This window comes from Achromobacter sp. ACM04 (assembly GCF_014851465.1).
Taxonomy (GTDB): Bacteria; Pseudomonadota; Gammaproteobacteria; order Burkholderiales; family Burkholderiaceae_B; genus Achromobacter; species Achromobacter aegrifaciens.
Map to the genome: position 1 here is coordinate 240,219 of NZ_JACUZS010000004.1, position 22,328 is coordinate 262,546.

The following is a 22,328-nucleotide window of genomic DNA, read 5'->3' on the forward strand; positions in this document are numbered from 1 at the left end:
CTCAGATGTCGTCGCCCAGGGCCGCCAGCTGCTCGGCCTGGTGTTCGGAGATCAAGGCGCCGGTCAGCTCTTCCAGATCGCCTTCCATGATCTGCTGCAGCTTGTACAGCGTCAGGTTGATGCGGTGGTCGGTCACGCGGCCCTGCGGGAAGTTGTAGGTGCGGATGCGCTCGGAGCGATCGCCCGAACCGATCAGGCTCTTGCGCTCGGCGGCTTCCTTGCTCTGCCGTTCGCGGGTTTCCTTGTCCTTCAGGCGCGCGGCCAACACCTGCATGGCCTTGTCCTTGTTGCGATGCTGGGACCGGTCATCCTGGCATTCCACCACCAGCCCCGTCGGCAAGTGGGTAATGCGCACCGCCGAATCGGTCTTGTTGATGTGCTGGCCGCCCGCGCCGCTGGCGCGGAAGGTGTCGATGCGCAGGTCGCTGGGGTTTATGACGATTTCCGACATCTCGTCCGCTTCAGCCATGATGGCCACCGTGCAGGCGGAGGTGTGGATGCGGCCCTGCGCCTCGGTGGCGGGCACGCGCTGCACACGGTGCGCGCCGGACTCGAATTTCAGGCGGCCATAGGCGCCATCGCCGTCGATGCGCGCGATCACTTCCTTGTAGCCGCCGAGCTCGGATGCGCTTTCGGACATCAGCTCGACGCGCCAGCCGCGCTGTTCCGCGTAACGCGTGTACATGCGCAGCAGGTCGCCCGAGAACAGCGCGCTTTCATCGCCGCCCGTGCCGGCGCGGATTTCCAGGAACACGCTGCGCCCGTCGTTGGGGTCGCGCGGCAGCAGCAGCAACTGCAATGCGCCTTCCAGTTCCTCGAGCTTGACGCGGCCGGACTTGATCTCGTCCTCGGCCATGGATTTCAGGTCCGGGTCGGACAGCATTTCTTGCGCCGCGGCCAGATCATCCTCGGTGCGGGCGAAGGCCGTGAACGCCTCGACCACGGGTTCCAGTTCAGCGCGTTCACGCGAGAGCTTGCGGAAACGGTCCATGTCGGACGCGGTTTCCGGTTCGGCGAGCAGCGCGTCGACCTCGATCAGGCGGTGACACAGGTGCTCCAGCCGGCTGCGCATGGAAGATTTCATGGGGAATGACCAAAAAGAAAAGCGGGAAAGCGGATAGCGGGCGCCCAAAAGACGAACGCCCGCCAGGAGGCGGGACGTGGGGCAGAGTCGCTAACGGCGGGAGTCGCGGCCGGGGAACAGGCGCGGCATCCAGGCAAGCAATTGCTTGCGGTCGTCGCCTTCGCTGCGGTTCAGGGCCGCCAGCGGGCCGTGCAGGTACTTTTGAGTCAGGCCGTGGGCCAGTTGTTCCAGCACGGCTTCCGGCGATTCGCCCCGCGCCAGCAGGCGGCGGGCCCGTTCCAGCTCGGCGCTGCGCACGTCCTCGGCGGCCTGGTGCAGGTCGCGGATGACGGGCACCACTTCGCGGGACTGCATCCAGTGCATGAAGCCCTGGACGCGGGTTTCGATGATGGCTTCGGCCTGCACCACGGCCGCGCGGCGCGCGTCCGTGCCGGTCTGCACCAGCCGGCCCAGGTCGTCCACCGAATACAGATAGACGTCGTCCAGGCGGCCGACCTCGGGTTCGATGTCGCGCGGCACGGCCAGGTCGATCATGACCATGGGGCGGTGGCGGCGCAGGCGCGTGGCCCGTTCCACCATCCCCAAACCGAGGATGGGCAGGGAGCTTGCCGTACAGGAAACGATGACGTCGAACTCGGACAGACGGTCGGTCAGGTCCGACAGCTTCATGGTGCTGGCCGCAAAGCGGTTGGCCAGGACCTCGGCGCGTTCGGCCGTGCGGTTGGCCACCACCATGCTACGCGGCCGCTGCGCGGCGAAGTGCGTGGCGCACAATTCGATCATTTCGCCCGCGCCGATGAACAGCGTGCGGGCCTGGTCCAGATTGCCGAACACGCGTTCGGCCAGGCGCACCGCGGCGGCGGCCATGGACACCGACTGCGCGCCGATGGCGGTCTGCGACCGGACTTCCTTGGCCACCGAGAAGGTGCGCTGGAACATCTGGTGCAGCAAGGTGCCCAGCGAGCCGGCTTCGCCGGCCGCGCGCACGGCGTCCTTCATCTGGCCCACGATCTGGGTTTCGCCCAGCACCATGGAATCCAGGCCGCTGGCCACGCGGAAAGCGTGGCGCACGGCGTCGTCCTGATGATGGCGGTATAGATGCGGGCGCAGCGTGCCGGCGTCCAGGCGGTTGTAATCAGCCAGCCAGGCGGGCAGTTGATCGGCCACGTGGCCGTCGGCGGCGCAATAGATTTCGGTGCGATTACAGGTGGACAGGATGGCGGCTTCGCGGACCGAGCCGCCGAATGCCGAGCGCAGGCCTTCCAGCGCGGGCTTCACCAGATCGACGGGCATGGAAACACGCTCGCGGACCGAAACCGGCGCGGACGTGTGATTCAGACCGAAGGCAAGGACAGCTACCGACATGTGGGAAGGATGGCCGGGCCATCCGCGCGTAAGCGTTAAGTACTGCCACTAAGAACGAGGCGCCGCACCGGGATATTCAAACCTGGATGCAGCGTCAGACCGCTAATCATTATACCCCTGCGGGTTATCCCCAGGCCATTTCACCCCCGGGGCGCGACCCTGGGTCGCACCTTTCGTGCCGTCTGACCAACAGTCAGCCCATGATTCATGCGGCGGCCCGGCCGGGAAACGACATATCTCAGGATTTTCGCCTCCGACTGGCGCAAGCCTCAAAAATTGTGTATAGTTGCGGACTTCGTTGGCCTGGTAGCTCAGTCGGTAGAGCAGAGGATTGAAAATCCTTGTGTCGGTGGTTCGATTCCGCCCCAGGCCACCAAAAGATTCAAGCACTTAGCCCCGCGAAAGCGGGGCTTTTTGCTTTGGTCTGTCGCGACGGCCAGTTCTGCGCCCAGTTCCCCACGTCCATCGATGATGTTCAACACATCTTCCAGGTCATGGCTGTTCATGAAGTCGCCGCCCCCTCGGCTGGCGAAAGCTCCAAGTTTGGTGACAAGCTCACGCTCGCGGGCGCGCCCGGTGCGCAAGGCATCCAACAACGCGAGCAGGCGGTGCAGCGCCGGGTCCGATAGAGCAGCCTGCGGTGTTGTGCGGTAGAGCGGCGAAAGCGTGGGCCCTTTTGATGAGCCCGTGGGGTATGCCCAGACGGGCGCCTCTCCTGGAGCTGCCGTCAATTGGCTGGCCAGGGGGTCGCTGCCGACAGCTATCGGGACGCCACTCTTGACCGGGCCCAGTGTGGCCGGCCAGACGTAGCGCACGCCGTACACGACAAACTCTAGAAGGTTGGCCGGTGACCATTGGCCGCGTGCCGGCGCCACCGCCAAGCCCGAAGCCACGGAACGCTTCACGCTCGCATGGGTTTCCGAAGCGCTCATGGACAGCGCTGCGCCCAGCGCGGCATAAGTCCAGCGCTGCGGCGGATGGGCGGCCACCTTTAGCAATACCAGCAGGTCTTGGGGTTTTAGTTCCATCTCAGGGTGATATTCGCTATTCGCGAATAGCGAATATCACCGACGAGACAGTTTTTGTGCGAGTGTCCTACCTTCTATCCGAGGCCAAAAAAAGCCCAGCCCTTATGGGCTGGGCTTTTTGCTTTCCGGACGGCCCTTTCCCTCAAGCGCGCTTCCGCGATATCGTAAGACGCCATTTTTTTTGTAGCCCGCCGCATCCATCCACCGGAGCCGCGACATGCGCGCCCAAGCAACAGCAAGAGCAAAAGCGCTTTTCGGTCTGATTGCACTGCTGGCCAGCCTGCTCGGTTCCCCCTACGCGCAGGGCGCCGCGCCGGCGCCGACCTCCCCCGCCCCGGCTTCCACGCAAGCCCACGCGATCCTGGTGGCAGAGATCCCGCTGCGCGCGGACACCGACCACCGCTATGCCGAAAGCGTCATGGAGCGCATCACGGGGGCCGACCCCACCGACTCGCTGGCGCCGCGCCTGGAATCGATTTCCCGGTCCGTGGACGAAAAGCTCCAGCAATTCCTGCCGGCCCAATTGCGCACCCTGCCGATCATGCGGCTGGAAAGCCTGGAGCGGCACTGGATGTTCGATGCGAGACGTTTCGCCGACTGGCAGGAGGACATGCGCCAGGCGACCGCCGCCTACGCCAGCGATGCCGCCGAGCTGGCGCGCCGCCGCGAAGCCTGGCAGGCGCTCAAGGGAGCCCCCGGCGCCGCCGATCTGCCGCCGGCCCTGACCGCGCGGATGGACTCGGTCATCGCGCAACTGGCTCGGGCCGAACAGGCGTTATCGGTGCCGCTGGGCCGCCAGATTGCGCTGGGCCAGCGCGCCAACTCCGTCGAAGAGCGCATCCAGGCCGGACAGCGCTCGGTGGCCGACGCCATCCGTTACATCGATGCCCGCCTGCTCGAACTTGACGGACCGCCGCTGTGGGCCGCCACCTTCACGCCCACCGCCCGCAGCGATGCGAAGGCCTACCTGCGCAGCGGCCTGGACATGGAATTGCGCTTCGCCCGCCAGTACGCGGCGGCCGATACCGGCAACCAACTGGCCCTGCACGTGCTGCAAGTCGTGCTGCTGCCCCTGTTGCTATGGCTGGCCTGGCACAGCCGCCACGCGATCCGGGCCGGCGAAATGAGCGAGACGGCCGCGCGGGTGCTTGGGCGCCCGCTGTCAGCCTGGCTGCTGCTGGCCATGATGGGCGTGCAGCTGCTGGAGTCGGACGCGCCGCTGATCGTGCTGCAGATCGCCCTGCTGCTGGCGGTCGTCCCGGTACTGCGCCTGCTGCCGCCAACCGCGCGCGAGCAGCTGGACCTGTGGCCCTATGCCATCACCGGCCTGTATCTGGCCGAGCGGCTGGGCATTTTCTTCCTGGCCAGCGAAACGCTGTACCGGCTGCACAACCTCGTCATCACCCTGCTGGCCCTGGCCACGGCGCTGTGGCTGCATGCCCGGGCCAAGCGCCGCGGCAGCGCTGCCCAGGCTCCCGGCCGGCTGCACCGGGCCGTGCGCATCGGCGCCTGGGCCGCGGTGGCGCTGCTGGCCATTGCCGGCGTCGCCAACCTGATCGGCAACCTGTCGATGGCCGAGATGCTGACCAGCGCCGTCATCAGCAGCGGCTATTTCGGGCTGATGCTCTACGCCGGGGTCACCATCATCGTCACCCTGCTGCAACTGATGCTGGCGCGGCCCGGCGTGTCGCGCTTTCGCATCGCGCGCGAGCATGCTCCTCCGCTGGTGCAATTGTTGATCCGCCTGGTGATGGCCAGCGCGGTCGCGGGGTGGGCCATCTACACGATGGACCGTTTCCGCATCCTGCGCGCGACCTACGCCTTCACCACGAAGGTGCTTTCGTACACGCTGGCGCTCGGCGACATCACCATCAGCCTGGGCAACATCCTGGTGTTCGCGATCTCGGTGCTGATCGCGTTCTGGGCCGCGCGCGCGATCCGCCTGGTGCTGCACGACGAAGTGCTGGCGCGCATGCCGCTGCCGCGCGGCGTGGGCAACAGCATCGCCTCGCTGACCTACTACTCGGTGCTGCTGCTGGGACTGGCAGTGGCGCTGTCGGCCGCCGGAGTCAGGACCAGCCAATTGGCCCTGGTGCTGGGCGCCCTGGGCGTGGGCATCGGCTTCGGCCTGCAGAACGTGGTCAACAACTTCGTGTCGGGCCTGATCCTGATGTTCGAGCGCCCCATCCAGCCCGGCGATGTGGTGGAAATCGGCGAAACCTCCGGTCAGGTACGCGAGATCGGGATGCGCGCGACCCGCATCAGGACTTTCGAAGGCGCCGACGTGGTGGTCCCCAACGGCACCCTGCTGTCGGAAAAACTGACCAACTGGACCATGCTGGACCGCAACCGCCGCATCGAGATCAACGTGGGCCTGGCCTACGGCACGGACCCGGCGCAGGCCATCGAACTGCTGGGCTCGGTGGCGCGCGGCACCCTGGGGGTCTCCACCCAGCCGGCTCCGATCGCGCTCTTCATGGGATTTGGCGCCAGCACGCTGGATTTCAGCATCCGCGCCTGGACGCCGGATTTCGATCAGTGGATGTCCATCCGCAGCGACATGCTGTCGCGGATGTACGAGGCGCTGACGCAGGCCGGCATCGAGATCCCCTATCCGCAGACCGACCTGCACCTGCGCAGCATTTCCCCGGAAGCCGGCGCCGTCCTCGCGCAAGCCCGCCGCGCGGCGCCCGATGGCGGGCCGCCGCCCACATGACGCGGATATTGTGTATAGTGGCGGACTTTCGCGTTGGCCTGGTAGCTCAGTCGGTAGAGCAGAGGATTGAAAATCCTTGTGTCGGTGGTTCGATTCCGCCCCAGGCCACCAATGAATTCAAGCACTTGGCCCCGCCTTTGGCGGGGCTTTTTGCTTTGGAGCGCGGTGGCGCCTGTCGGATAGCATAATCATGCCGTGCCCCCCCTGACTTCCCCTCCACGCGATGAAGCCTGATTCTTCTTCCCCCTCTTCCTCCGTCGGCATGGGCCGCGCGGCGATCGTGCTGTGTCGCGCGCTCTGGCACTATGCCGACGGCGCGCGGCGGCAGCTGATGGGCGCCATCGCGCTGCTGTCGGGCGCGCAACTGGTCAAGCTGACCCTGCCCTGGCTGGCCTCGCACGCCATCAATGCCTTGCAGCAGAACGACATGCCCACCGCCGGCTTGTGGATCCTGTTCCTGGTTGGCAGCTACATGATGTCCTGGGTATTCCACGGCCCCGGACGCGTCCTCGAAGGCAATGTGGGCGTGCATGTCCGCGAACGGCAGGCCGACGATCTTTATGCCCGCATCGCTGCCGCCCCGTTGACCTGGCGCGACGGCAGGCATTCCGGCGACCTGCAGCATCGCGTATTGCAATCCAGCCGCGCACTGGCCGCTTTTGCCCGCAGCATGTACGGCTACCTGCACAGCGCCTTGAACTTCATCGGCCCGCTGGTGGCGCTGACCTTGCTGTCCCACGTCAGCGGCATCATCGCCGTAAGCGGTTACCTGATCATCGCCCTGGTCACCTTGCGCTTCGACCTCGCGCTGATGCGGCTGGCCCGCGACGAAAACGACCAGGAACGCCGCTACGTCGCGGCGCTGCTCGATTTCGTCAGCAACGCCGGCACCGTGATCGGCCTGCGGCTGCAAGCCGCCTCGCGCAAGATCCTGGGCCGCCGCCTGCAGGCGGTCATGAAGCCCTTGCGCCGTGCCCTGTGGATCAACGAAGTGAAATGGTGCGTGGTGGACCTGGCGGGCATGTGCCTCACCTGGATCCTCGTCGTGGAGTACGTGCTGCGGCACCGCGAGCCCGGGCAGGCGCTATTGCTAGGCACCATCTTCATGATCTACCAATATGCCCAGCAGGCCGCGTCCGTGGTCAGCGCCATCGCCTCCAACTTCCAGAGCTTCGCGCGCATGCACACCGACTACAGCAGCGCCGAACCCATCTGGCAGGCCCCGGGCAACCCCAATGCCGCCGTCCCCGCGGTCCAAGCCGACGCGCCTTGGCAGACCCTGGAGTTGCGCGGCGCCACCTGGCGCTATTCGGACGAAGGACGCGGCGGCCTGCATGGCGTCGACCTGGTGCTGCGGCGCGGCTCGCGCGTCGCGCTGATCGGCGCCAGCGGCGGCGGCAAGAGCACGCTGCTGCGCACCCTTGCCGGACTCTATCCGCCGCAACACGGCGAACTGCTGCGGGACGGCAAGCCGGTGGACTGGGCAGAACTGCGCACGCTGGCCACGCTGATTCCGCAGGAAGCCGAAGTCTTCGAAGCCAGCGTGCAGGAAAACCTCACCTTCGGCGAACCCGCCGACGCGGCCGCGCTGCAAGCCGCCGTGCATACCGGCGTGTTCGACGAAGTGCTGCAACGCATGCCCGAGGGTCTCGCCAGTCCGATGAATGAACGGGGCAGCAACCTGTCCGGCGGGCAACGCCAACGCCTGGCCCTGTCGCGCGGGGCGCTGGCTGCGCAGGGCAGCTCCTTGCTGCTGCTGGACGAGCCCACCAGCGCGCTCGACCCGCAAGCCGAAGGCCGGGTGTTCGACCGCATGTACGCCGCGTTTCCGACCGCTTGCATCGTGGCCTCGGTGCACCGGCCCAGCCTGCTCAGCCGTTTCGATACCATCGTGGTGATGGAAGCCGGACGCGTGGTGGATGCGGGCCCCCGCGACGAAGTGCTGGCCCGGCATCAGCCTTGATGAACTCCCCCTGCCGACCAGGCGTCTACACTCAGCATCCATGACACAGCCGCCCGCCCCCCCAACTGCACAGCGCCAGCCCAGTCGACGGCTCGCGAATCTGCTCTTCTATGTCTGCCTGGCGATCAGCCTGACGTTCGTCTACCTGGGCTCGCAAATGATCCGGGACGGCGCCGATGCAGGCATTCCCGTCACGCTGTTCTTCGGCGTCTGCGCCGCGACTGCCGTCCTGCAGATCTGGCCGCAACTGCTGCAGCGCGACTCGCGCTCGGCCGCAACACTGCTGGCGCGGTACCCAGGCCCCCTGGAACTCAAGGCCGCGAAAGGCAAGCTGCTGGCGTTCTCGCTGCTGTCCGCGGGCTTCGGTGGCGTGATCCTGTGGATGCTGCTGCAGGAATCGCTGCCGCCTCTCAAGCAATTGATCCTCTGGCCGGGCGCCGCATTCTTTCTGCTCGGCGCGGTCATGCTGCTGGTGCGCGCCGCCAAGGACGACATCGGCCTGCGCCTGGGGCGCGACGGCTTTCAAGCGCGACAGGTGTGGAACGGCAGGACAATACGCTGGCAAGACACCAGCGAGTTCAACGTGATCAGAGCCAGCCGCGCGGTGCCCAAGCTGATTGTCTTCGACGATGCTGCGGTCGAACGCAGCGGCACTGCCGGGCTCAACAAGCATTTCGTCGGCCGCAATTCCAGCCTGGGTGAAACTTACGGGCTGACCCACGAAGCTTTGGCCGACCTGCTCAATGCTTGGCGCAAGCGCGCGCTGGAGCAGGATGCGATTTTTACGCGATGGCCTGATAACCAATGACCGCCGCATCGTGTCGGATGTACGCCCGCCTGCCCCGCAACATTGCAAAAAAGTAATCCGCGCGTAACCTCCTCGCCCCGGTCAGCACTCCAAACTGGAGTTAATGCACTTCCAGACCACAGAAAGGAGCTGACCATGAAGACCCTGACCACCTTGTTCAGCGCGTGCGCGTTGAGCCTGGGATTGCTCGGCGCGGCCCACGCGCAGGCGGGGAACGGCGACCATGCCACGCATCATCCCGCGTCGCCTGCGGCGGGCGAATCGGCCACGAAGCCGCAAATGGCGCCGGACGCCGGCATGATGAAGAACATGGAGGCGCACATGCAGGCCATGAACGGCATGCACCAGAAAATGGCCGCCGCCCAGACGCCCGAAGAGCGCCAGGCCTTGATGGCCGCCCACATGAAGTCCATGCCCGCCAATGGCGCCGACATGCAAGGTTGCCGCCAGATGATGGGATCGATGATGAACCCGGCGGGTGATGCACCCTCGGCGGCGGAACCCGCGACTTCCCCGGCGGCCAAGGGCTGATCGCCATGGGCCATCGCTGCGGCCGGCTCCGCAGCGATACCACTGCGGCCAGCGGTTGCGCCGCAAACACCCCAGCCTGGGCATAATAGGCGCACGAAGGATCACACCAGTACTCGAAAGGGATGGGTATGAATCACTCTCGTCACGGCGACGCGGCATCGAAAGACGGCACGCTCTACGTGTGTCCCATGCACCCGGAAATCCGCCAGGACCATCCGGGACGCTGTCCGAAGTGCCAGATGCATCTGGTGCCGCAGGGACAGCCAGAGGATCAGGCTGCGCATGCCTACGGCGGCCATGATGCGCACCAGCATCACGGTCACGGCAAGCGCCACGCGGGCCACGACGATGCCACCGCGCTTCCAGCCGCGCCCGCCGATGCCCCCACCAATGTCCCCGCGGGCACGATCTACACCTGCCCCATGCACCCGGAGATCCGCCAGGATCACCCCGGGAACTGCCCCAAATGCGGCATGACGCTCGAACCGCTCATCCCGCTGGACGAGGAAGACAACAGCGAACTCAAGGACTTCCAGCACCGCTTCTGGTGGACGCTGCCCCTGACCGTCATCGTCGCCGTGATGGCCATGTTCGGCCATCGTCTGGGCTGGTTCGACATGGCGACCCAGAGCTGGCTGGAGCTGGCGCTATCCCTGCCGGTGGTGTTCTGGACGGGTTGGCCCTTCTTCGTGCGCGGCTGGCAATCCCTTGTGCATCGCAGCCCGAACATGTGGACCTTGATCAGCCTGGGCACGGCGGCGGCTTTCATCTACAGCGTGGTCGCCACGCTGGCGCCGGGCGTATTCCCGGATTCCTTTGTATCGATGGGCCGCGTGGCGGTGTACTTCGAAGCCGCCGTGGTCATCATTTCGCTGACCATGCTGGGACAGATCCTGGAGTTGAAGGCGCGTTCGCAGACGTCCGCCGCGATCAAGGCCTTGCTCGGCCTGGCGCCCAAGACGGCGCGGCGTATCAACGCTGACGGCAGCGAGGAAGACGTGCCGCTGAACCATGTGCATGTGGGCGACCTGCTGCGCGTGCGTCCCGGCGAGAAGATCCCGGTGGACGGCGTCGTCACCGAAGGCCGCAGCGCCGTGGACGAGTCCATGCTTACCGGCGAGCCCGTGCCCGTCAGCAAGCGCGAGAACGACAAGCTGATCGGCGCCACCCTCAACACCAGCGGCACCCTGGTGATGCGATCGGAAAAGGTCGGCGCGGCCACCATGCTGGCGCAGATCGTGCAGATGGTCGCCAACGCCCAGCGCTCCAAGGCGCCCATGCAGCGCATGGCGGACGTGGTGGCGGGCAAGTTCGTCATTGCCGTGGTGCTGGTGGCGATCTCCACGCTGCTGGTGTGGGGCTTTTTCGGGCCGGAGCCTAGCTGGGTGTACGGCCTGATCAACGCGGTCGCGGTGCTGATCATCGCCTGCCCCTGCGCGCTGGGGCTGGCCACGCCCATGTCGGTCATGGTGGCTACGGGCCGCGCCGCGGCGCAGGGCGTGCTGTTCCGCGACGCTGGCGCGATCGAGAAAATGCGCGAGGTGGACACGCTGATCGTGGACAAGACCGGAACGCTCACCGAAGGCAAGCCAGCCTTCGACACCGCCATCGCCGCCCCGGGATATACGCCCGACGAAGTGCTGCGCCTGGCGGCCAGCCTGGACCAGGGCAGCGAACACCCGCTGGCCGACGCCATCGTCAGCGCGGCGCGCGCCCAGGGCCTGGCGCTGGCCAAGGCCGGGGACTTCGATTCCGGCAGCGGCATAGGCGTGCGCGGCACGGTGGAAGGCAAGCGCCTGGCGCTGGGCAACACCGCCCTGATGGAGCAGGAAGGCGTGCGAGTGGACGCGCTGCGCGCGGACGGCGAGCGCCTGCGCGGCGAAGGCGCCAGCATCATGCATTTGGCCGTGGACGGCCAGTTCGCCGGCATCCTGGCGGTGACCGACCCGATCAAGCCCAGCACGCATGAAGCCATCCAGAACCTGCACGACAGCGGCCTGCGCATCGTGATGGCGACAGGCGACGGCCTGACCACCGCCCGCGCCGTCGGCGCCGCGCTGCGCATCGACGAGGTGCACGGCGAGGTCAAACCGGCCGACAAGCTGGCGCTGGTGGAAAAACTGCAGAAGGACGGCCACGTGGTGGCGATGGCGGGCGACGGCATCAACGACGCCCCCGCGCTGGCGCGCGCCGACGTGGGCGTGGCCATGGGCACGGGCACCGATGTAGCCATGAACAGCGGCCAGGTGACCCTGGTCAAGGGCGACCTGCGCGGCATCGCCGCCTCGCGCCAGATCTCGATCGACACCGTGCGCAACATGCGGCAGAACCTGATGTTCGCCTTTGTCTACAACGGCATCGGCGTGCCGATAGCGGCGGGCGTCCTGTATCCGTTCACGGGTTGGCTGCTGTCGCCGATGATCGCGGCGCTGGCGATGAGTTTGAGTTCGGCTTCGGTGATATTCAATGCGTTGAGGTTGCGGGGTGCGAAATGAGCGGTCCAGGACAGCCGCAGCCGCGCGATATCAAGGTTACTTTTTCAGTGCTGCCAGCCATAGCGGCCGTATCGCCCCCACGGCTTCGTTCAACGACACTTTCGCCAACCCATTCTTGCGCAGAAAGGCATCCCACTGTTGCACCTTTCTTTCGTCTTGGACGAATTCGTCAGCCAATCCCAAAGGGAAATCTGTCGGAAGCGGTGTTTCGCGGCGTGCAAACGTCGCGCGCACCGCGCGTGCGAGCATCCCATCATCGAGTTCTGCGCGCCGCGCCATCACCCAAAGATCGAAGTAATCCTTCATGCGTGTATTGCCCATGCCCAGTGAAACTATAGCCTCCAGCTTTTCTGCGACAACTGTGTACTGGGGATAAACCTGCAGGCGTGGCGCAGGCATGTCGCCGAAGATGACGGGATACTGCGCCTCTTCCGGCCCAGGAACGACCGCATCTCCAAAGCCTATATCGATCTGTACCGGACATCGTGCGCCGTCCAGAGAGCCGGCCAGATTTACGCGTATGCCCGCATAGTTGGCTTCTTTGCGAATTTCGGCAACCCTTACCGACTCAGGCGGAAAGGTCATGCCGTCCTCGCAGGCGATGGCGCTGATCTCTTGAAACACGGCCATCAAGTGCGGCACTTCCGCGAGCGTGAATCCGAGAAGATCGGCATCGTGCGTCGGACGATGCGGCATGTCAAACCACAGGTCAAACAGCAACGAACCCTTCAACAAGAACTGCTCGCGGTAGGGTGAGACACTCAGGCGATACAGAATGCGCTCCAACGCATAGCGGGTGAGCAGCAGGTTGAAGTTCTGCTTGTCCGCGCGCGCCTTGTTGAGCAGCCGCGCCCGCACCGATGCCGCGATATTGCGAGCGACAGTCATTCCAGACTTTCAAGATAGGGGCGCATTACGTTCGCCACCCTGCATAGCTTCGCATAGCGCCACATTTCATCGCTGGTCATGCGTTTTTCGCGCCACGCTTCACGCAACGCCTCCAGGGCAACGTCCAGGCCAATCTTATTGCGGAACTTGAAGCAATCTGCCACGGTCTTGGCGACTCCCGTGACGTGGATGAGTACACCATCAACCACATGCTCCTCTACCCCTGCGGCCAGCGCAATTGTGGAAAACCGCAGAACACGCAATGGCGGATAGTCAAGCTTCGGGGCCGCCGCTTTGTTGCCGATGGCAAGCCACACTTCACTCGGCGCCTGGGTCGTAAGGCCATGAAAGCGGAGTGCCGACAGCAGACAAACGACTCCCTTGGGTACGCGCCGGGCCGTCTCGGCCAGTGTCGCGTGCTCGGAAATCCGGCGGGATGACAAGCCATACAGTCCACGGCCTATGCGCTGCAATTGGCCCTGGCGCACGGCACGGGTAAGCGTCACGCGGGCAATGCCTTGCGGGACCAAGTCCCGGGCGCGGATCAGCCCCTCGTCGCGGGCCAAGGCCAGAAGTTTTTCAGTGGCGCTCGTCATCCGGCGATGATGTTCCAATAAATAGGTATATGTCAATAATTACCGATTTTTTGGAACACCCACACCCCCGCCCAACCGCGCCAGCGTCCTCGCCACCACCCTGTCGCAATCATCCCCATCGAACTCGAACAAGCTCTTCTCCGCCACCCCGATATCCCGCGACAGCGCCTCGCGCAGCAAGGCATTGGCGCGGAAGTGGCGGCTGCGGACGGTGGCCTCGGGAATGCCCAGGCAGTGCGCCGTTTCCTCGACGGACAGTTCCTCGACCGAGCGCAGCACGAACACGGTCCGGAACGAGACCGGCAAGGCGTCCAGCCGCGCTTCGAGCAGGCCCCTGAGCTCGGCTCGGGCAGCGGCGTGGTAAGGCGGGTTGAAGTCGTTGATGGTCATCGCATCAACCTCTTTCTCGATGTCGTCGGCGATGGGCAACAGCGCCTCGCGGCGGCTGTGCTTGCGCAGCCGGCCGTAGCATTCGTTGAGCAAGAGCCGTGTCAGCCAGGTGTACAGCGTCGACTCGCCGCGGAACGCGGCCATGTTCCGATAGGCTGCCAGGTAGGCTTCCTGCAAGGCATCTTCGGCGTCGGCATCGTTGCGCAGGGTGGCGCGCGCCAGGCGGTAGAGCCGCCGGTTGTGCCGCCGCATCATCAATTCGAACGCGGTCTGCTCGCCTGCCGCGATACGGTGCGCGAGCGCCAGGTCTTCATCCTCGGCCCGCCGTAACGCCAGCGCCGCAAGTGCAGTCATGAGTCTGACCTCCGCCATGCGTCATTGCGCAATCAAGGTGCCCTGCATCGTCGGATGGAACAGGCAGAAGTAGGCGCTGCTGCCCTCCTCCCGGACAGTGTAGGTCCAGGACACGCCGGCTGCGATCACCCCTGAGTCGAAGGCCTTGGAAACCGCGGTGGCGGTGTGCGGGACCGGGTCCTTGTTGATCCATGTGACCTTGTCGCCCCGCTTGACGGCCAGCGTCGCGGGCGTGAACTGCATCCCTTCGATGGTCACCACATGTTCGGCCAGCCGGGTGCCGGCTGGATTCTGTTGGGCGGCGGCCAACCCGCCCGCCAGCAACAGGCCCGCAGCCAGCGCGGCCAGGCTTGCGCGTCCGGACCCGCGCGCTCCGGGGGTCGTTCTTTCAGCCACCGTTGAGCCTCTTTTGCAGGGATTTGGCATGCTCCAGGTGCGCGATGAACGCGGGCCGCACCTTGACCAGCAAGGCCTTCAACTCCGCGTTGTGGGCGCCCGGAATCAGGGTCGTGTCCAGCGCCTGGATCACCGCCTCGTGATAGGCCACTTCGTGGTCCACATAAGCCTTGTCGAACGCGGCGCCGTTCATGCCCTTGAGCGCGGCAAGGTTCTTGTCGCCGCCCTGCTGCAGGCTGTCGCTGGTCGGGTTCGGTTCGGGGGAGACCTTCAGCTTCTGCACCAGTGCGTCGGCCGACTTGTTGACGGCGGCATGGTCGGTCACCATCAGCGTGGCGAACTCGCGGACATCCTTGTTGCCGGTCTTATCCTGCGCCAGCTTGCCGGCGTCGATGTCGACCTGGTTGGCCACCACCACGATCGCCGCGATCTGCGGATCCGTCGGCCCGTTGCCATGGGCAAATACCCCGCAGCTCACCAGGGCCAGCGCATAGAACCATCTTGCTTGAATCGCTTTCATCTCATCCCCCAAACCCTGGATGCAGGCGCGGCCGGAATGGCCAGGAATCTTGCCTGCTTATGGGGTTGGATGTCGCGAAAACGCGCCGCGTTCCGGCGCAGAAAACATACGGAGAAATCAGCCCACCGGCACCGCCATGCCGTACTTGGCGCGGTTCAGCACCACCAGCGTGGAAAAGCGCTTGACGTTGGGATTGCCCCAGAAATTGCGCTGGGCGAAGGCCTCGTATTCGGCCATGTCGCGCATGGTGATGGTCAGGACGAAGTCCACCTCGCCCGTCACCGACAGGCACTGCATGATTTCCGGCGCGGACTGCATGGCGCGCTTGAACTGGTCGAGCTTGTCGGCGCGTTCGCTCTCCAGCGTCACCAGCACGACCATCATGATGCCGCGGCCCACGGCGGCGGGATCGACCACGGAAACGTCACCCAGCACCACCTTGGATTCGCGCAGCCGCTTCATGCGGCGCAGGCAGGAAACCGGCGACAGGTTCACGCGCTGCGCGACTTCCTGGCTGGTGCGCTGGTTGTCTTCCTGCAGGCTTTGCAGGATCTGGAGGTCGAAATCGTCTAGTTCCATAAGGGTCTCGGAACGGCTGGAAACGGGCTGGAAAGGGCTCGCCAACAGATTCTAAGCCCGGTCACGCCGGAATCCGGCCCCATTTTGACGGGAAACTTCATTTCCGCGTCCCGCGATGCAGGAATTATTCAGCAGGCTTGCTTACACTGAGAGCCCTCTGCCCGCGCCGCGGGTACGTCCGCCCCTCGTATCATGCCGTCACTCCAGCTTTTCCTGCTGTTCCTCGCCGCAGACGCGGCGCTCAAGCTCACGCCCGGCCCCGACATGGCGCTGACCCTGTCCCGAGGCATGACGCAGGGCTTCCGGCCCGCCTTCCACAGTGTCCTGGGCAACGTCGCCGCCGGATTCATCCAGGTGCCGGCGGTGGTGCTGGGCCTGGCCTCGGTGCTGCAGGCGTTTCCGTCGCTGTTCATGGGCATCAAGGCAGCTGGCGGCCTGTACCTGGGCTACCTGGGCATCAAGGCCATCGTCCGCTGCGCGCGCTCGGCCGACGTATCGCTGGCCGCACGCCCCGGGGATGCGCGCGACGCCTTCTGGCAAGGATTCACGACCAATCTGCTGAACCCCAAGGTGTTGCTGTTCATGATCGCCTTCCTGCCGCAGTTCACCACGCCGGACAACGGGCCGGTCTGGGTGCAGATGCTGGTGCTGGGCGTGACGATGAAAGTGTTGAGCCTGCCCTACGGCAGTTTCTTTGCCTACGGCGCCTCGCGCATCCGCGGCTGGGTGGGGCGCAATCCCTGGTTCCTGCGCATGCAGCAAGGCCTGCTTGGCGCCGTCATGCTTGGGCTGGCGCTGTATGTGCTTTACTCCACCGCCGCACACCTGACGCCCTGAACCTGCCGCCGTTCCCTACGCATTCCGCTTTTCCGCCATCGCCATGACCGCCGCAACCCTGAATACCGGACGCAACGCGTCGTCCTCCACCCTGCTCCCCATCCTGTCGTTGATCGGCGCGATGGCCTCGCTATGCGTCGGCACCTCGTTCGCCAAGTCCCTCTTCCCGATGGTCGGCGCGCAGGGCACGACTGCCTACCGCATCGCCATCGGCGCGCTGATCCTGGTGGCGATCTGGCGCCCGTGGCGCTTTCCGCTGACGCGCCAGGCGGCAGCCAAGATCGCGCTGTATGGCGTGACGCTGGCCTGCATGAACCTGCTGTTCTACATGGCCTTGCGCACGCTGCCTCTGGGCGTGGCCATTGCCATCGAATTCATCGGCCCGTTGACCCTGGCGGTGGCGCTGTCGCGCCGCGCCATCGACTTCGTCTGGATCGGCTGCGCCATCGCCGGCCTGGTGCTGCTGATTCCCACGGGGCAATCGGTGCATGACCTGGATCCGGTCGGCATCGCCTTTGCGCTGGGCGCGGCGGTGTGCTGGGCGCTCTACATCATCTTCGGCAAGATGGCCGGCAACGTGCATGGCGGACAGGCCACGTCGCTCGGGCTGACCGCGGCGACGCTGGTGGCGCTGCCCATAGGTGCAGCGCATGCCGGCGCCGCCCTGCTGGATCCGACCCTGATCCTGGCCGGCATCGCGGTGGGCGTGCTATCCAGCGCCTTGCCCTATTCGCTGGAAATGGTGGCGTTGCGGCGCCTGCCGCAAAAGACCTTCGGCGTGCTGCTCAGCATGGAGCCCGCCATGGGCGCGCTGGCCGGCGTGATCGTACTGAACGAGCAGCTGTCGCAAACGCAATGGCTGGCCATCTGCGGGATCATCGTCGCTTCCGCAGGCTGCGCGGCCACCGCCCGCCGGCAAAACACCGCCCCCACGCCCGCGCCGGACTGAGCGCGGACGCGCGCCGCCGCCCAAGGCCGTTTCAGCCGAATCCGATCTCGCGGCGGGGCGGCGCCAGCGGATCGAAGTCTTCCCAGTGGTTGTTGCGCCAGCGGCCGTTGGCGTGTTCCACGTCCGCGCCGCCGGCATCGCGCAGGATGCGGCACGCCAGCATTTCGCGCTGCGGCCGCGTGCGCACGGCAACCATCACGCCGGCCTGCCGGATCTCGGCATGGGAATCAGGATTGAAGTGGCCATGCTGGGTGCTGCCGTGGCCCGTCACCCAAAGCGCGCCGAAGAGCGATCCCAGATAGGCGCCGACCCCGGCCGCGGCCAGGATCAGTGGCGTGGAATCGCTGATCTCGGACATCACGAACCCGCCAAACACCGCGAAACCTGCGCCCACCCCGCCCGCCCCCAGAAAAGCGCCGATATCGGCGCGTCCCGAGTCCGGGTCGGAACGGCGGTCGCCGCCCAAGGGGTAGCGGCCGTGCTCGCCGGCCGGATTGACGTAGAAGGTATTGATGTCCCAGTCTGGAAAACCGCTGGCGGACAGGCGCTCGGCCGCGGCGTTCGCCGCTTCGAAACCCTCGAACCGGGCTGCTACGATCAGAGACATGATGTGCTCCTTGCCCGGGCTGCCGGGCAGGATATACGTGTCTTTATCGTACGCCCGCGGCGCGGGCGCGAACGCGCCGGTTACACCTTGCGGCGGCTGTTACCGTCCGCCGTCAGTTGGCGGAAATGTTCTTGCTCCGGATCACCGCGCCCCAACGCTCGTATTCCTTGCGCGCATAGTCCGCGAAGGCCTGCGGCGTGCTGCCCGTGGGCTCCATGCCCTGCAGCTTCAATTGCTCGGCCACCTCTGGCGAACGCAAGGCCTGCTCGATGGCCCGGCTGAGTTTCTCCACCACCGGCGCCGGCGTGCCCGCGGGCGCCACCACGCCCTGCCAGGCAGCAGCCTCGAATGCCGGGCCACCCGCCTCGGCGAAGGTCGGCACCTGGGGCAATTGCCCGGAGCGCTGCGCGGCCGGCACCGCGATGGCGCGCAGCTTGCCCGCCTGGATCAGCGGGCGGGCGGCGGCCAGATCGGCCATCATCATCGGCACCACGCCGGACGCCACGTCCTGCAGGGCGGGCGGCGTGCCCTTGTAGGGAATGGCCGTGGCGCGGCCCTGGACGGTATCCAGGAACAGCTCCATGGCCAGGTGATGGGGGCTGCCCACGCCCAGGGACGCATAGCTGCCCGGTTTGTCGCGCTTGAGGTATGTCTTCACGTCGGCCAGCGTATGCATCTGGGTATCGGGCGACACCACCAGCACGATGGGCAGCGACACGAGCGTGGAAACGGGGGTCAGGTCCTTCCCTGGATCGTAGGGCAGCTTCTGATACAGCCAGGGGTTCAGCGCCAGGGTGCTCATCCCCGCCGTCAGCAGGGTGTAGCCGTCAGGCGCGGCGCGGGCGGTTTCCTGGGCGGCGACGATCGTGGCCGCGCCCGGACGGTTTTCCACCACCACCGGCTGGCCCAGCGCGTCGCCCACGTGCTTGGCGACGATGCGGGTGGCGATGTCGCTACCCCCGCCCGCGCTGAACGGCACCAGCCAGCGGATCGGATGATCGGGAAACCCGGCCGCCGCAGCCTGGCCCGGGACGATTGCAGCCCCTGCCAGCGCCGCCGCCAGCAAGGCGCGATGCAGTATGCCTTTGAACATGTGCGCTCTCCTCGCCTGCCTATTTATTTAACATATTAATGATTTATTATCGGACGCAGGACGCTGGCGCACATCACAGGAAAAACCCGCAGTCCAAGCATCAGGACCGGCGTCAGGTGCGCGCGGCGGCCAGCCAGCGCAAGCCGGCCGAAGTGCCGGCGGCCGGCCGGTACTCGCAGCCTATCCAGCCGCCGTATTCCAGTTCGCGCAGCACATTGAACACCCAGCCATAGTCCAGTTCGCCACGGTCAGGCTCCTGGCGCAGCGGCACGCCGGCGATCTGCAGATGGCCGACCCGCCCCGTGGGCAGGTATTCGCGCAGCTTCATGGTGAGGTCGCCCTCGACGATCTGGCAGTGGTAGAGATCCATCTGCACTTTCAGGTTGGACGCATTGACCGCCTGCACCACGGCATGCGCCTCGTCCTGGCGGTTCAGGAAATAGCCGGGTATGTCGCGGGTGTTGATGGGTTCGATCAACACGGTGACGCCCGCCGAACGCGCCTGGCGCGCGGCCCAGTCCAGGTTCTCGCGATAGCAATCCAGCATGGCCTCGCGCGATGCGCCGGGTTGGACCAGGCCCGCCATCACATGGAGATTCGGGCAGGCCAGCGCGGTAGCGTAGGACAGCGCCTGTTCGATGCCCGCCTGGAATTCCGCCTGCCGTCCCGGTTGCGCGGCCAGTCCGCGATCGCCGCGGGCGGCCACGCCGGGCGGCGTGTTGAAGAGCACCTGCGTCACGCCGGCTGCGTCCATGCGTTCGCGCACGAAGGCGGCCGGAGCCTCGTAGGGAAACATGCATTCCACGCCGGCGTACCCGTCCGCCGCAGCGGCCGCGTAGCGGTCCAGGAACGCGTGTTCCGTGTACATCATCGAAAGATTGGCGGCGAACTTCAACATGGCGGAGGCTCCGGACCGGGCGGCATGCATGGAAATTAGCACAACCGCCCGCCCCGCCATCGCCGCGCGCTAGGCGCCGAAGTCGGGCGCCGGGTGCAGCGTCAGCCGCGGTCCCGCCTTGAGCAGCTGGCTGGGAATGTCGTGCCCCACCAGCGCGGGCAAGGTCGCCGATACGCCAAGTATGGCGTCCAGGTCCACGCCGGTGTCGTAGCCCATCAGTTCCAGCATGTGCACCAGTTCCTCGGTGCAGACGTTGCCGCTGGCCCCCGGCGCGTACGGGCAGCCGCCCAATCCGCCCAGCGATGCGTCGAAGCGGTCGATGCCGGCCTCGATGGCCATCAGCGTATTGGCCAGCGCCATGCCGCGCGTATTGTGGAAGTGCATGGTGGTGGTCAGTCCCGGGAACAGCTTGCGGACCTCGCGCCCGATTTTGCCGACCTGCGTGGGATAGGCCATGCCGGTGGTGTCGCACAGCGTCACCCCGTCCACCCCCAGCGCCGCGAAGCGTCCCACCAGTTCGAACACCTCGAAAGCATTGATGTCGCCTTCCATCGGGCAGCCGAACACGGTGGACAGCGACACGTTGATGGCGACGCGGCTGCCGCGCACCGCATTGACCACATCGCTCAATTGCTCGAACGACTGCTCCCGCGTCATGCGCAGGTTGGCGCGGTTATGGGTCTCGCTGACCGACATCACCAGGTTGACCTCGTCCACCTTGCACTCCAGCGCCCGCTGCGCGCCGCGCACATTGGGCACCAGCACGGTGTAGACGACGTCCGGATTGCGCTCGATCTCGTGCATCACGATCTCGGCGTCGCGCAAGGCGGGAATGGCCTTGGGCGAGGTAAAGGACGTGGCCTCGATCTTGGCGAATCCGCTGGCGGACAGCCGGTTGATGAAGGCAATCTTGTCCTGGGTTTCGATGAACTGCTTTTCGTTCTGGAAGCCGTCGCGCGGCGCGACTTCCTGGATGTACAGCCGCGGGCGGCTGGCAGTGGTTCCGGGGTTGGTCACATTCATGGCTGCCTTCCTCAGATGATGCCGCGCGCGCGCCAGTCCTGGCGCTGCGCCTCGCCTATGCCCAGCCCGGCCAGCACCTGGTCGGTGTCCTGGCCCAGGGCGGGCGCCGGGCTGCGCACTTCGCCCGGGGTTTCCGACAGCTTGGGCACGATGCCCGGCACCTGCACGGGCGTGCCGTCAGGCAGCGTGCCGTCCAGGATCATGCCGCGCGCCTGGTAGTGCGGGTCGGCCGCGATATCGGCCACGTCATAGATCTTGCCCGCGGGAATCTGGCCGTCATTCAAGCGCTCCAGCACCAGGTCCAGCGGATGCTGGCCGGTCCATTGCGAAATCGCGTCGTCCAGCATGACCACGTGCTTCACGCGCCCGGCGTTGTTCGCCAGTTCCGGCGCATCGGCCAGATCGGGCCGGCCGATCACGCCCATCAGGCGCTTGAAGATGCTGTCGCCATTGCCGGCGATCAGCACGTACTTGTTGTCCTGGCAGCGGTAGGCGTTGCTGGGCGCGATGCCCGGCAGGCTGCTGCCGGCCGGCTGGCGGATCTCGCCGAACACCGAATACTCGGGCAGCAGGCTCTCCATCATGTTGAAGACGGATTCATACAGCGCCACATCGATCATCTGACCCGTGCCATTCTGGTCGCGCGCGCGCAGCGCCAGCAGGATGCCGATGACGCCGTGCAACGCCGACAGCGAATCGCCGATGGACACGCCCACGCGCACCGGCGTGCGGTCAGGCTCGCCGCTGAGGTGGCGCAGGCCCCCCATGGCCTCGCCGATGGCGCCGAACCCGGGCAGATCGCGGTACGGACCCGTCTGGCCGTAGCCGGACACGCGCAGCATCACCAGCCGCGGGTTGATGGCGCGCAGTTCTTCCCAGCCCAGGCCCCAGCCTTCCATGGTGCCGGGCTTGAAGTTCTCGACCACCACGTCGATGTCCTTGACCAGGGACCGGATCAGGTCCTGCGCCTCGGGCTTGCGCAGGTCCAGGCTGACCGACTTCTTGTTGCGCGACTGCACTTGCCACCAGACGGAAGTGCCGTCGTGGATCAGGCGCCAGTTGCGTAGCGGATCGCCCTTGCCGGGCGGTTCGATCTTGATGACCTCGGCGCCGAATTCGCCCAGCATCTTGGCGGCGAACGGTCCGGCGATCAGCTGGCCCAACTCCAGCACTCGGATCCCGCTCAATGGTTTGGATGACATGATTGC

At 66.0% G+C, this 22,328-nt stretch carries 20 protein-coding genes and 2 tRNA genes; 9 read left to right on the forward strand and 13 right to left on the reverse strand.

Going from position 1 to position 22,328, the window contains the following annotated elements; all coding sequences use genetic code 11:
• Position 1: 1 nt before the first annotated feature.
• Together prfA and hemA are read right to left on the reverse strand one after the other, a co-directional pair.
• Entirely contained in the window at positions 2–1,084 is a 1,083-nt protein-coding gene (prfA, locus tag IB259_RS23035; protein ID WP_054457628.1) for a peptide chain release factor 1, read from the reverse strand.
• A gap of 90 nt (positions 1,085–1,174) precedes the next feature.
• Entirely contained in the window at positions 1,175–2,449 is a 1,275-nt protein-coding gene (gene hemA, locus IB259_RS23040) for a glutamyl-tRNA reductase (protein ID WP_042796220.1), read from the reverse strand.
• Positions 2,450–2,749: 300 nt separating this feature from the next.
• Between hemA and IB259_RS23045 the strand changes: the two genes are divergently transcribed.
• The 7 genes from IB259_RS23045 to IB259_RS23075 all read left to right on the forward strand — a co-directional run bounded on the left by IB259_RS23045 (position 2,750) and on the right by IB259_RS23075 (position 11,990).
• A tRNA-Phe gene (locus IB259_RS23045) sits at positions 2,750–2,825 on the forward strand.
• 869 nt (positions 2,826–3,694) lie between these two features.
• Entirely contained in the window at positions 3,695–6,193 is a 2,499-nt protein-coding gene (locus IB259_RS23050; RefSeq protein WP_119450263.1) for a mechanosensitive ion channel family protein, read from the forward strand.
• A 35-nt stretch (positions 6,194–6,228) separates the two neighbouring features.
• Positions 6,229–6,304, forward strand: a tRNA-Phe gene (locus tag IB259_RS23055).
• A gap of 112 nt (positions 6,305–6,416) precedes the next feature.
• A complete protein-coding gene (locus IB259_RS23060) occupies positions 6,417–8,156 on the forward strand; it encodes an ABC transporter ATP-binding protein (RefSeq protein ID WP_225591442.1) in 1,740 nt (579 codons plus the stop codon).
• Positions 8,157–8,196: 40 nt separating this feature from the next.
• Complete coding sequence (locus IB259_RS23065) at positions 8,197–8,964, forward strand: hypothetical protein (RefSeq protein WP_192330180.1); 768 nt, start codon at positions 8,197–8,199, stop codon at positions 8,962–8,964.
• A gap of 135 nt (positions 8,965–9,099) precedes the next feature.
• Positions 9,100–9,495 (forward strand): hypothetical protein, encoded by a 396-nt coding sequence (locus IB259_RS23070; protein WP_175182012.1) that lies wholly within the window; start codon positions 9,100–9,102, stop codon positions 9,493–9,495.
• A 128-nt stretch (positions 9,496–9,623) separates the two neighbouring features.
• Positions 9,624–11,990, forward strand: a complete 2,367-nt coding sequence (locus tag IB259_RS23075; protein ID WP_370528713.1) for a copper-translocating P-type ATPase — start codon at positions 9,624–9,626, stop codon at positions 11,988–11,990.
• 36 nt (positions 11,991–12,026) lie between these two features.
• Here IB259_RS23075 and IB259_RS23080 read toward each other — a convergent pair whose 3' ends face one another.
• The 6 genes from IB259_RS23080 to IB259_RS23105 all read right to left on the reverse strand — a co-directional run bounded on the left by IB259_RS23080 (position 12,027) and on the right by IB259_RS23105 (position 15,713).
• Complete coding sequence (locus IB259_RS23080; RefSeq protein WP_192330183.1) at positions 12,027–12,878, reverse strand: nucleotidyl transferase AbiEii/AbiGii toxin family protein; 852 nt, start codon at positions 12,876–12,878, stop codon at positions 12,027–12,029.
• Positions 12,875–13,474, reverse strand: coding sequence for a type IV toxin-antitoxin system AbiEi family antitoxin domain-containing protein (locus tag IB259_RS23085; protein ID WP_119450257.1), 600 nt, complete (start codon positions 13,472–13,474; stop codon positions 12,875–12,877). Before IB259_RS23085 ends, IB259_RS23080 begins: the two co-directional genes overlap by 4 nt.
• 39 nt (positions 13,475–13,513) lie before the next feature.
• Complete coding sequence (locus IB259_RS23090) at positions 13,514–14,218, reverse strand: RNA polymerase sigma factor (protein ID WP_054457635.1); 705 nt, start codon at positions 14,216–14,218, stop codon at positions 13,514–13,516.
• Between the two features lie 21 nt (positions 14,219–14,239).
• The gene (locus IB259_RS23095; protein ID WP_054457636.1) at positions 14,240–14,614 is read right to left on the reverse strand and encodes a cupredoxin family copper-binding protein; all 375 of its coding nucleotides are present in this window, start codon (positions 14,612–14,614) and stop codon (positions 14,240–14,242) included.
• Positions 14,607–15,134, reverse strand: coding sequence for a DUF4142 domain-containing protein (locus IB259_RS23100; protein WP_192330184.1), 528 nt, complete (start codon positions 15,132–15,134; stop codon positions 14,607–14,609). Before IB259_RS23100 ends, IB259_RS23095 begins: the two co-directional genes overlap by 8 nt.
• Before the next feature lie 117 nt (positions 15,135–15,251).
• Positions 15,252–15,713, reverse strand: coding sequence for an Lrp/AsnC family transcriptional regulator (locus IB259_RS23105; protein ID WP_054457638.1), 462 nt, complete (start codon positions 15,711–15,713; stop codon positions 15,252–15,254).
• Between the two features lie 192 nt (positions 15,714–15,905).
• Between IB259_RS23105 and IB259_RS23110 the strand changes: the two genes are divergently transcribed.
• A complete protein-coding gene (locus IB259_RS23110; protein ID WP_082401232.1) occupies positions 15,906–16,550 on the forward strand; it encodes a LysE family translocator in 645 nt (214 codons plus the stop codon).
• Between the two features lie 43 nt (positions 16,551–16,593).
• Positions 16,594–17,499 carry a DMT family transporter gene (locus IB259_RS23115; RefSeq protein WP_082401233.1) on the forward strand — a complete coding sequence of 302 codons (906 nt, stop codon included), beginning with the start codon at positions 16,594–16,596 and terminating at the stop codon, positions 17,497–17,499.
• Between the two features lie 31 nt (positions 17,500–17,530).
• On the opposite strand, the gene IB259_RS23120 is transcribed toward IB259_RS23115, so the two are convergent.
• The 5 genes from IB259_RS23120 to IB259_RS23140 all read right to left on the reverse strand — a co-directional run bounded on the left by IB259_RS23120 (position 17,531) and on the right by IB259_RS23140 (position 22,322).
• Positions 17,531–18,106: a hypothetical protein gene (locus tag IB259_RS23120; protein WP_054457639.1), complete on the reverse strand. Its 576-nt coding sequence runs from the start codon at positions 18,104–18,106 to the stop codon at positions 17,531–17,533.
• Positions 18,107–18,218: 112 nt separating this feature from the next.
• The gene (locus IB259_RS23125) at positions 18,219–19,199 is read right to left on the reverse strand and encodes a tripartite tricarboxylate transporter substrate binding protein (RefSeq protein ID WP_192330185.1); all 981 of its coding nucleotides are present in this window, start codon (positions 19,197–19,199) and stop codon (positions 18,219–18,221) included.
• Positions 19,200–19,311: 112 nt separating this feature from the next.
• On the reverse strand, positions 19,312–20,097 hold the full coding sequence (otnI, locus tag IB259_RS23130; protein WP_192330186.1) for a 2-oxo-tetronate isomerase: 786 nt from the start codon (positions 20,095–20,097) through the stop codon (positions 19,312–19,314).
• A gap of 69 nt (positions 20,098–20,166) precedes the next feature.
• The gene (locus IB259_RS23135; RefSeq protein ID WP_054457642.1) at positions 20,167–21,120 is read right to left on the reverse strand and encodes a hydroxymethylglutaryl-CoA lyase; all 954 of its coding nucleotides are present in this window, start codon (positions 21,118–21,120) and stop codon (positions 20,167–20,169) included.
• Positions 21,121–21,131: 11 nt separating this feature from the next.
• Entirely contained in the window at positions 21,132–22,322 is a 1,191-nt protein-coding gene (locus IB259_RS23140; protein WP_054457643.1) for a CaiB/BaiF CoA-transferase family protein, read from the reverse strand.
• Between the last annotated feature and the right edge of the window lie 6 nt (positions 22,323–22,328).

What these genes read in the sequence shown, in the direction of transcription:
- otnI (WP_192330186.1), bottom strand. Translation starts at nt 20,097, where the DNA reads ATGTTGAAGTTCGCCGCCAATCTTTCGATGATGTACACGGAACACGCG.
- IB259_RS23090 (WP_054457635.1), bottom strand. Translation starts at nt 14,218, where the DNA reads ATGACTGCACTTGCGGCGCTGGCGTTACGGCGGGCCGAGGATGAAGAC.
- IB259_RS23080 (WP_192330183.1), bottom strand. Translation starts at nt 12,878, where the DNA reads ATGACTGTCGCTCGCAATATCGCGGCATCGGTGCGGGCGCGGCTGCTC.
- IB259_RS23110 (WP_082401232.1), top strand. Translation starts at nt 15,906, where the DNA reads ATGCCGTCACTCCAGCTTTTCCTGCTGTTCCTCGCCGCAGACGCGGCG.
- IB259_RS23065 (WP_192330180.1), top strand. Translation starts at nt 8,197, where the DNA reads ATGACACAGCCGCCCGCCCCCCCAACTGCACAGCGCCAGCCCAGTCGA.
- IB259_RS23100 (WP_192330184.1), bottom strand. Translation starts at nt 15,134, where the DNA reads ATGAAAGCGATTCAAGCAAGATGGTTCTATGCGCTGGCCCTGGTGAGC.
- IB259_RS23085 (WP_119450257.1), bottom strand. Translation starts at nt 13,474, where the DNA reads ATGACGAGCGCCACTGAAAAACTTCTGGCCTTGGCCCGCGACGAGGGG.
- IB259_RS23060 (WP_225591442.1), top strand. Translation starts at nt 6,417, where the DNA reads ATGAAGCCTGATTCTTCTTCCCCCTCTTCCTCCGTCGGCATGGGCCGC.
- IB259_RS23135 (WP_054457642.1), bottom strand. Translation starts at nt 21,120, where the DNA reads ATGAATGTGACCAACCCCGGAACCACTGCCAGCCGCCCGCGGCTGTAC.
- IB259_RS23140 (WP_054457643.1), bottom strand. Translation starts at nt 22,322, where the DNA reads ATGTCATCCAAACCATTGAGCGGGATCCGAGTGCTGGAGTTGGGCCAG.
- IB259_RS23105 (WP_054457638.1), bottom strand. Translation starts at nt 15,713, where the DNA reads ATGGAACTAGACGATTTCGACCTCCAGATCCTGCAAAGCCTGCAGGAA.
- IB259_RS23075 (WP_370528713.1), top strand. Translation starts at nt 9,624, where the DNA reads ATGAATCACTCTCGTCACGGCGACGCGGCATCGAAAGACGGCACGCTC.
- IB259_RS23050 (WP_119450263.1), top strand. Translation starts at nt 3,695, where the DNA reads ATGCGCGCCCAAGCAACAGCAAGAGCAAAAGCGCTTTTCGGTCTGATT.
- IB259_RS23070 (WP_175182012.1), top strand. Translation starts at nt 9,100, where the DNA reads ATGAAGACCCTGACCACCTTGTTCAGCGCGTGCGCGTTGAGCCTGGGA.
- IB259_RS23115 (WP_082401233.1), top strand. Translation starts at nt 16,594, where the DNA reads ATGACCGCCGCAACCCTGAATACCGGACGCAACGCGTCGTCCTCCACC.
- IB259_RS23120 (WP_054457639.1), bottom strand. Translation starts at nt 18,106, where the DNA reads ATGTCTCTGATCGTAGCAGCCCGGTTCGAGGGTTTCGAAGCGGCGAAC.
- IB259_RS23125 (WP_192330185.1), bottom strand. Translation starts at nt 19,199, where the DNA reads ATGTTCAAAGGCATACTGCATCGCGCCTTGCTGGCGGCGGCGCTGGCA.
- hemA (WP_042796220.1), bottom strand. Translation starts at nt 2,449, where the DNA reads ATGTCGGTAGCTGTCCTTGCCTTCGGTCTGAATCACACGTCCGCGCCG.
- prfA (WP_054457628.1), bottom strand. Translation starts at nt 1,084, where the DNA reads ATGAAATCTTCCATGCGCAGCCGGCTGGAGCACCTGTGTCACCGCCTG.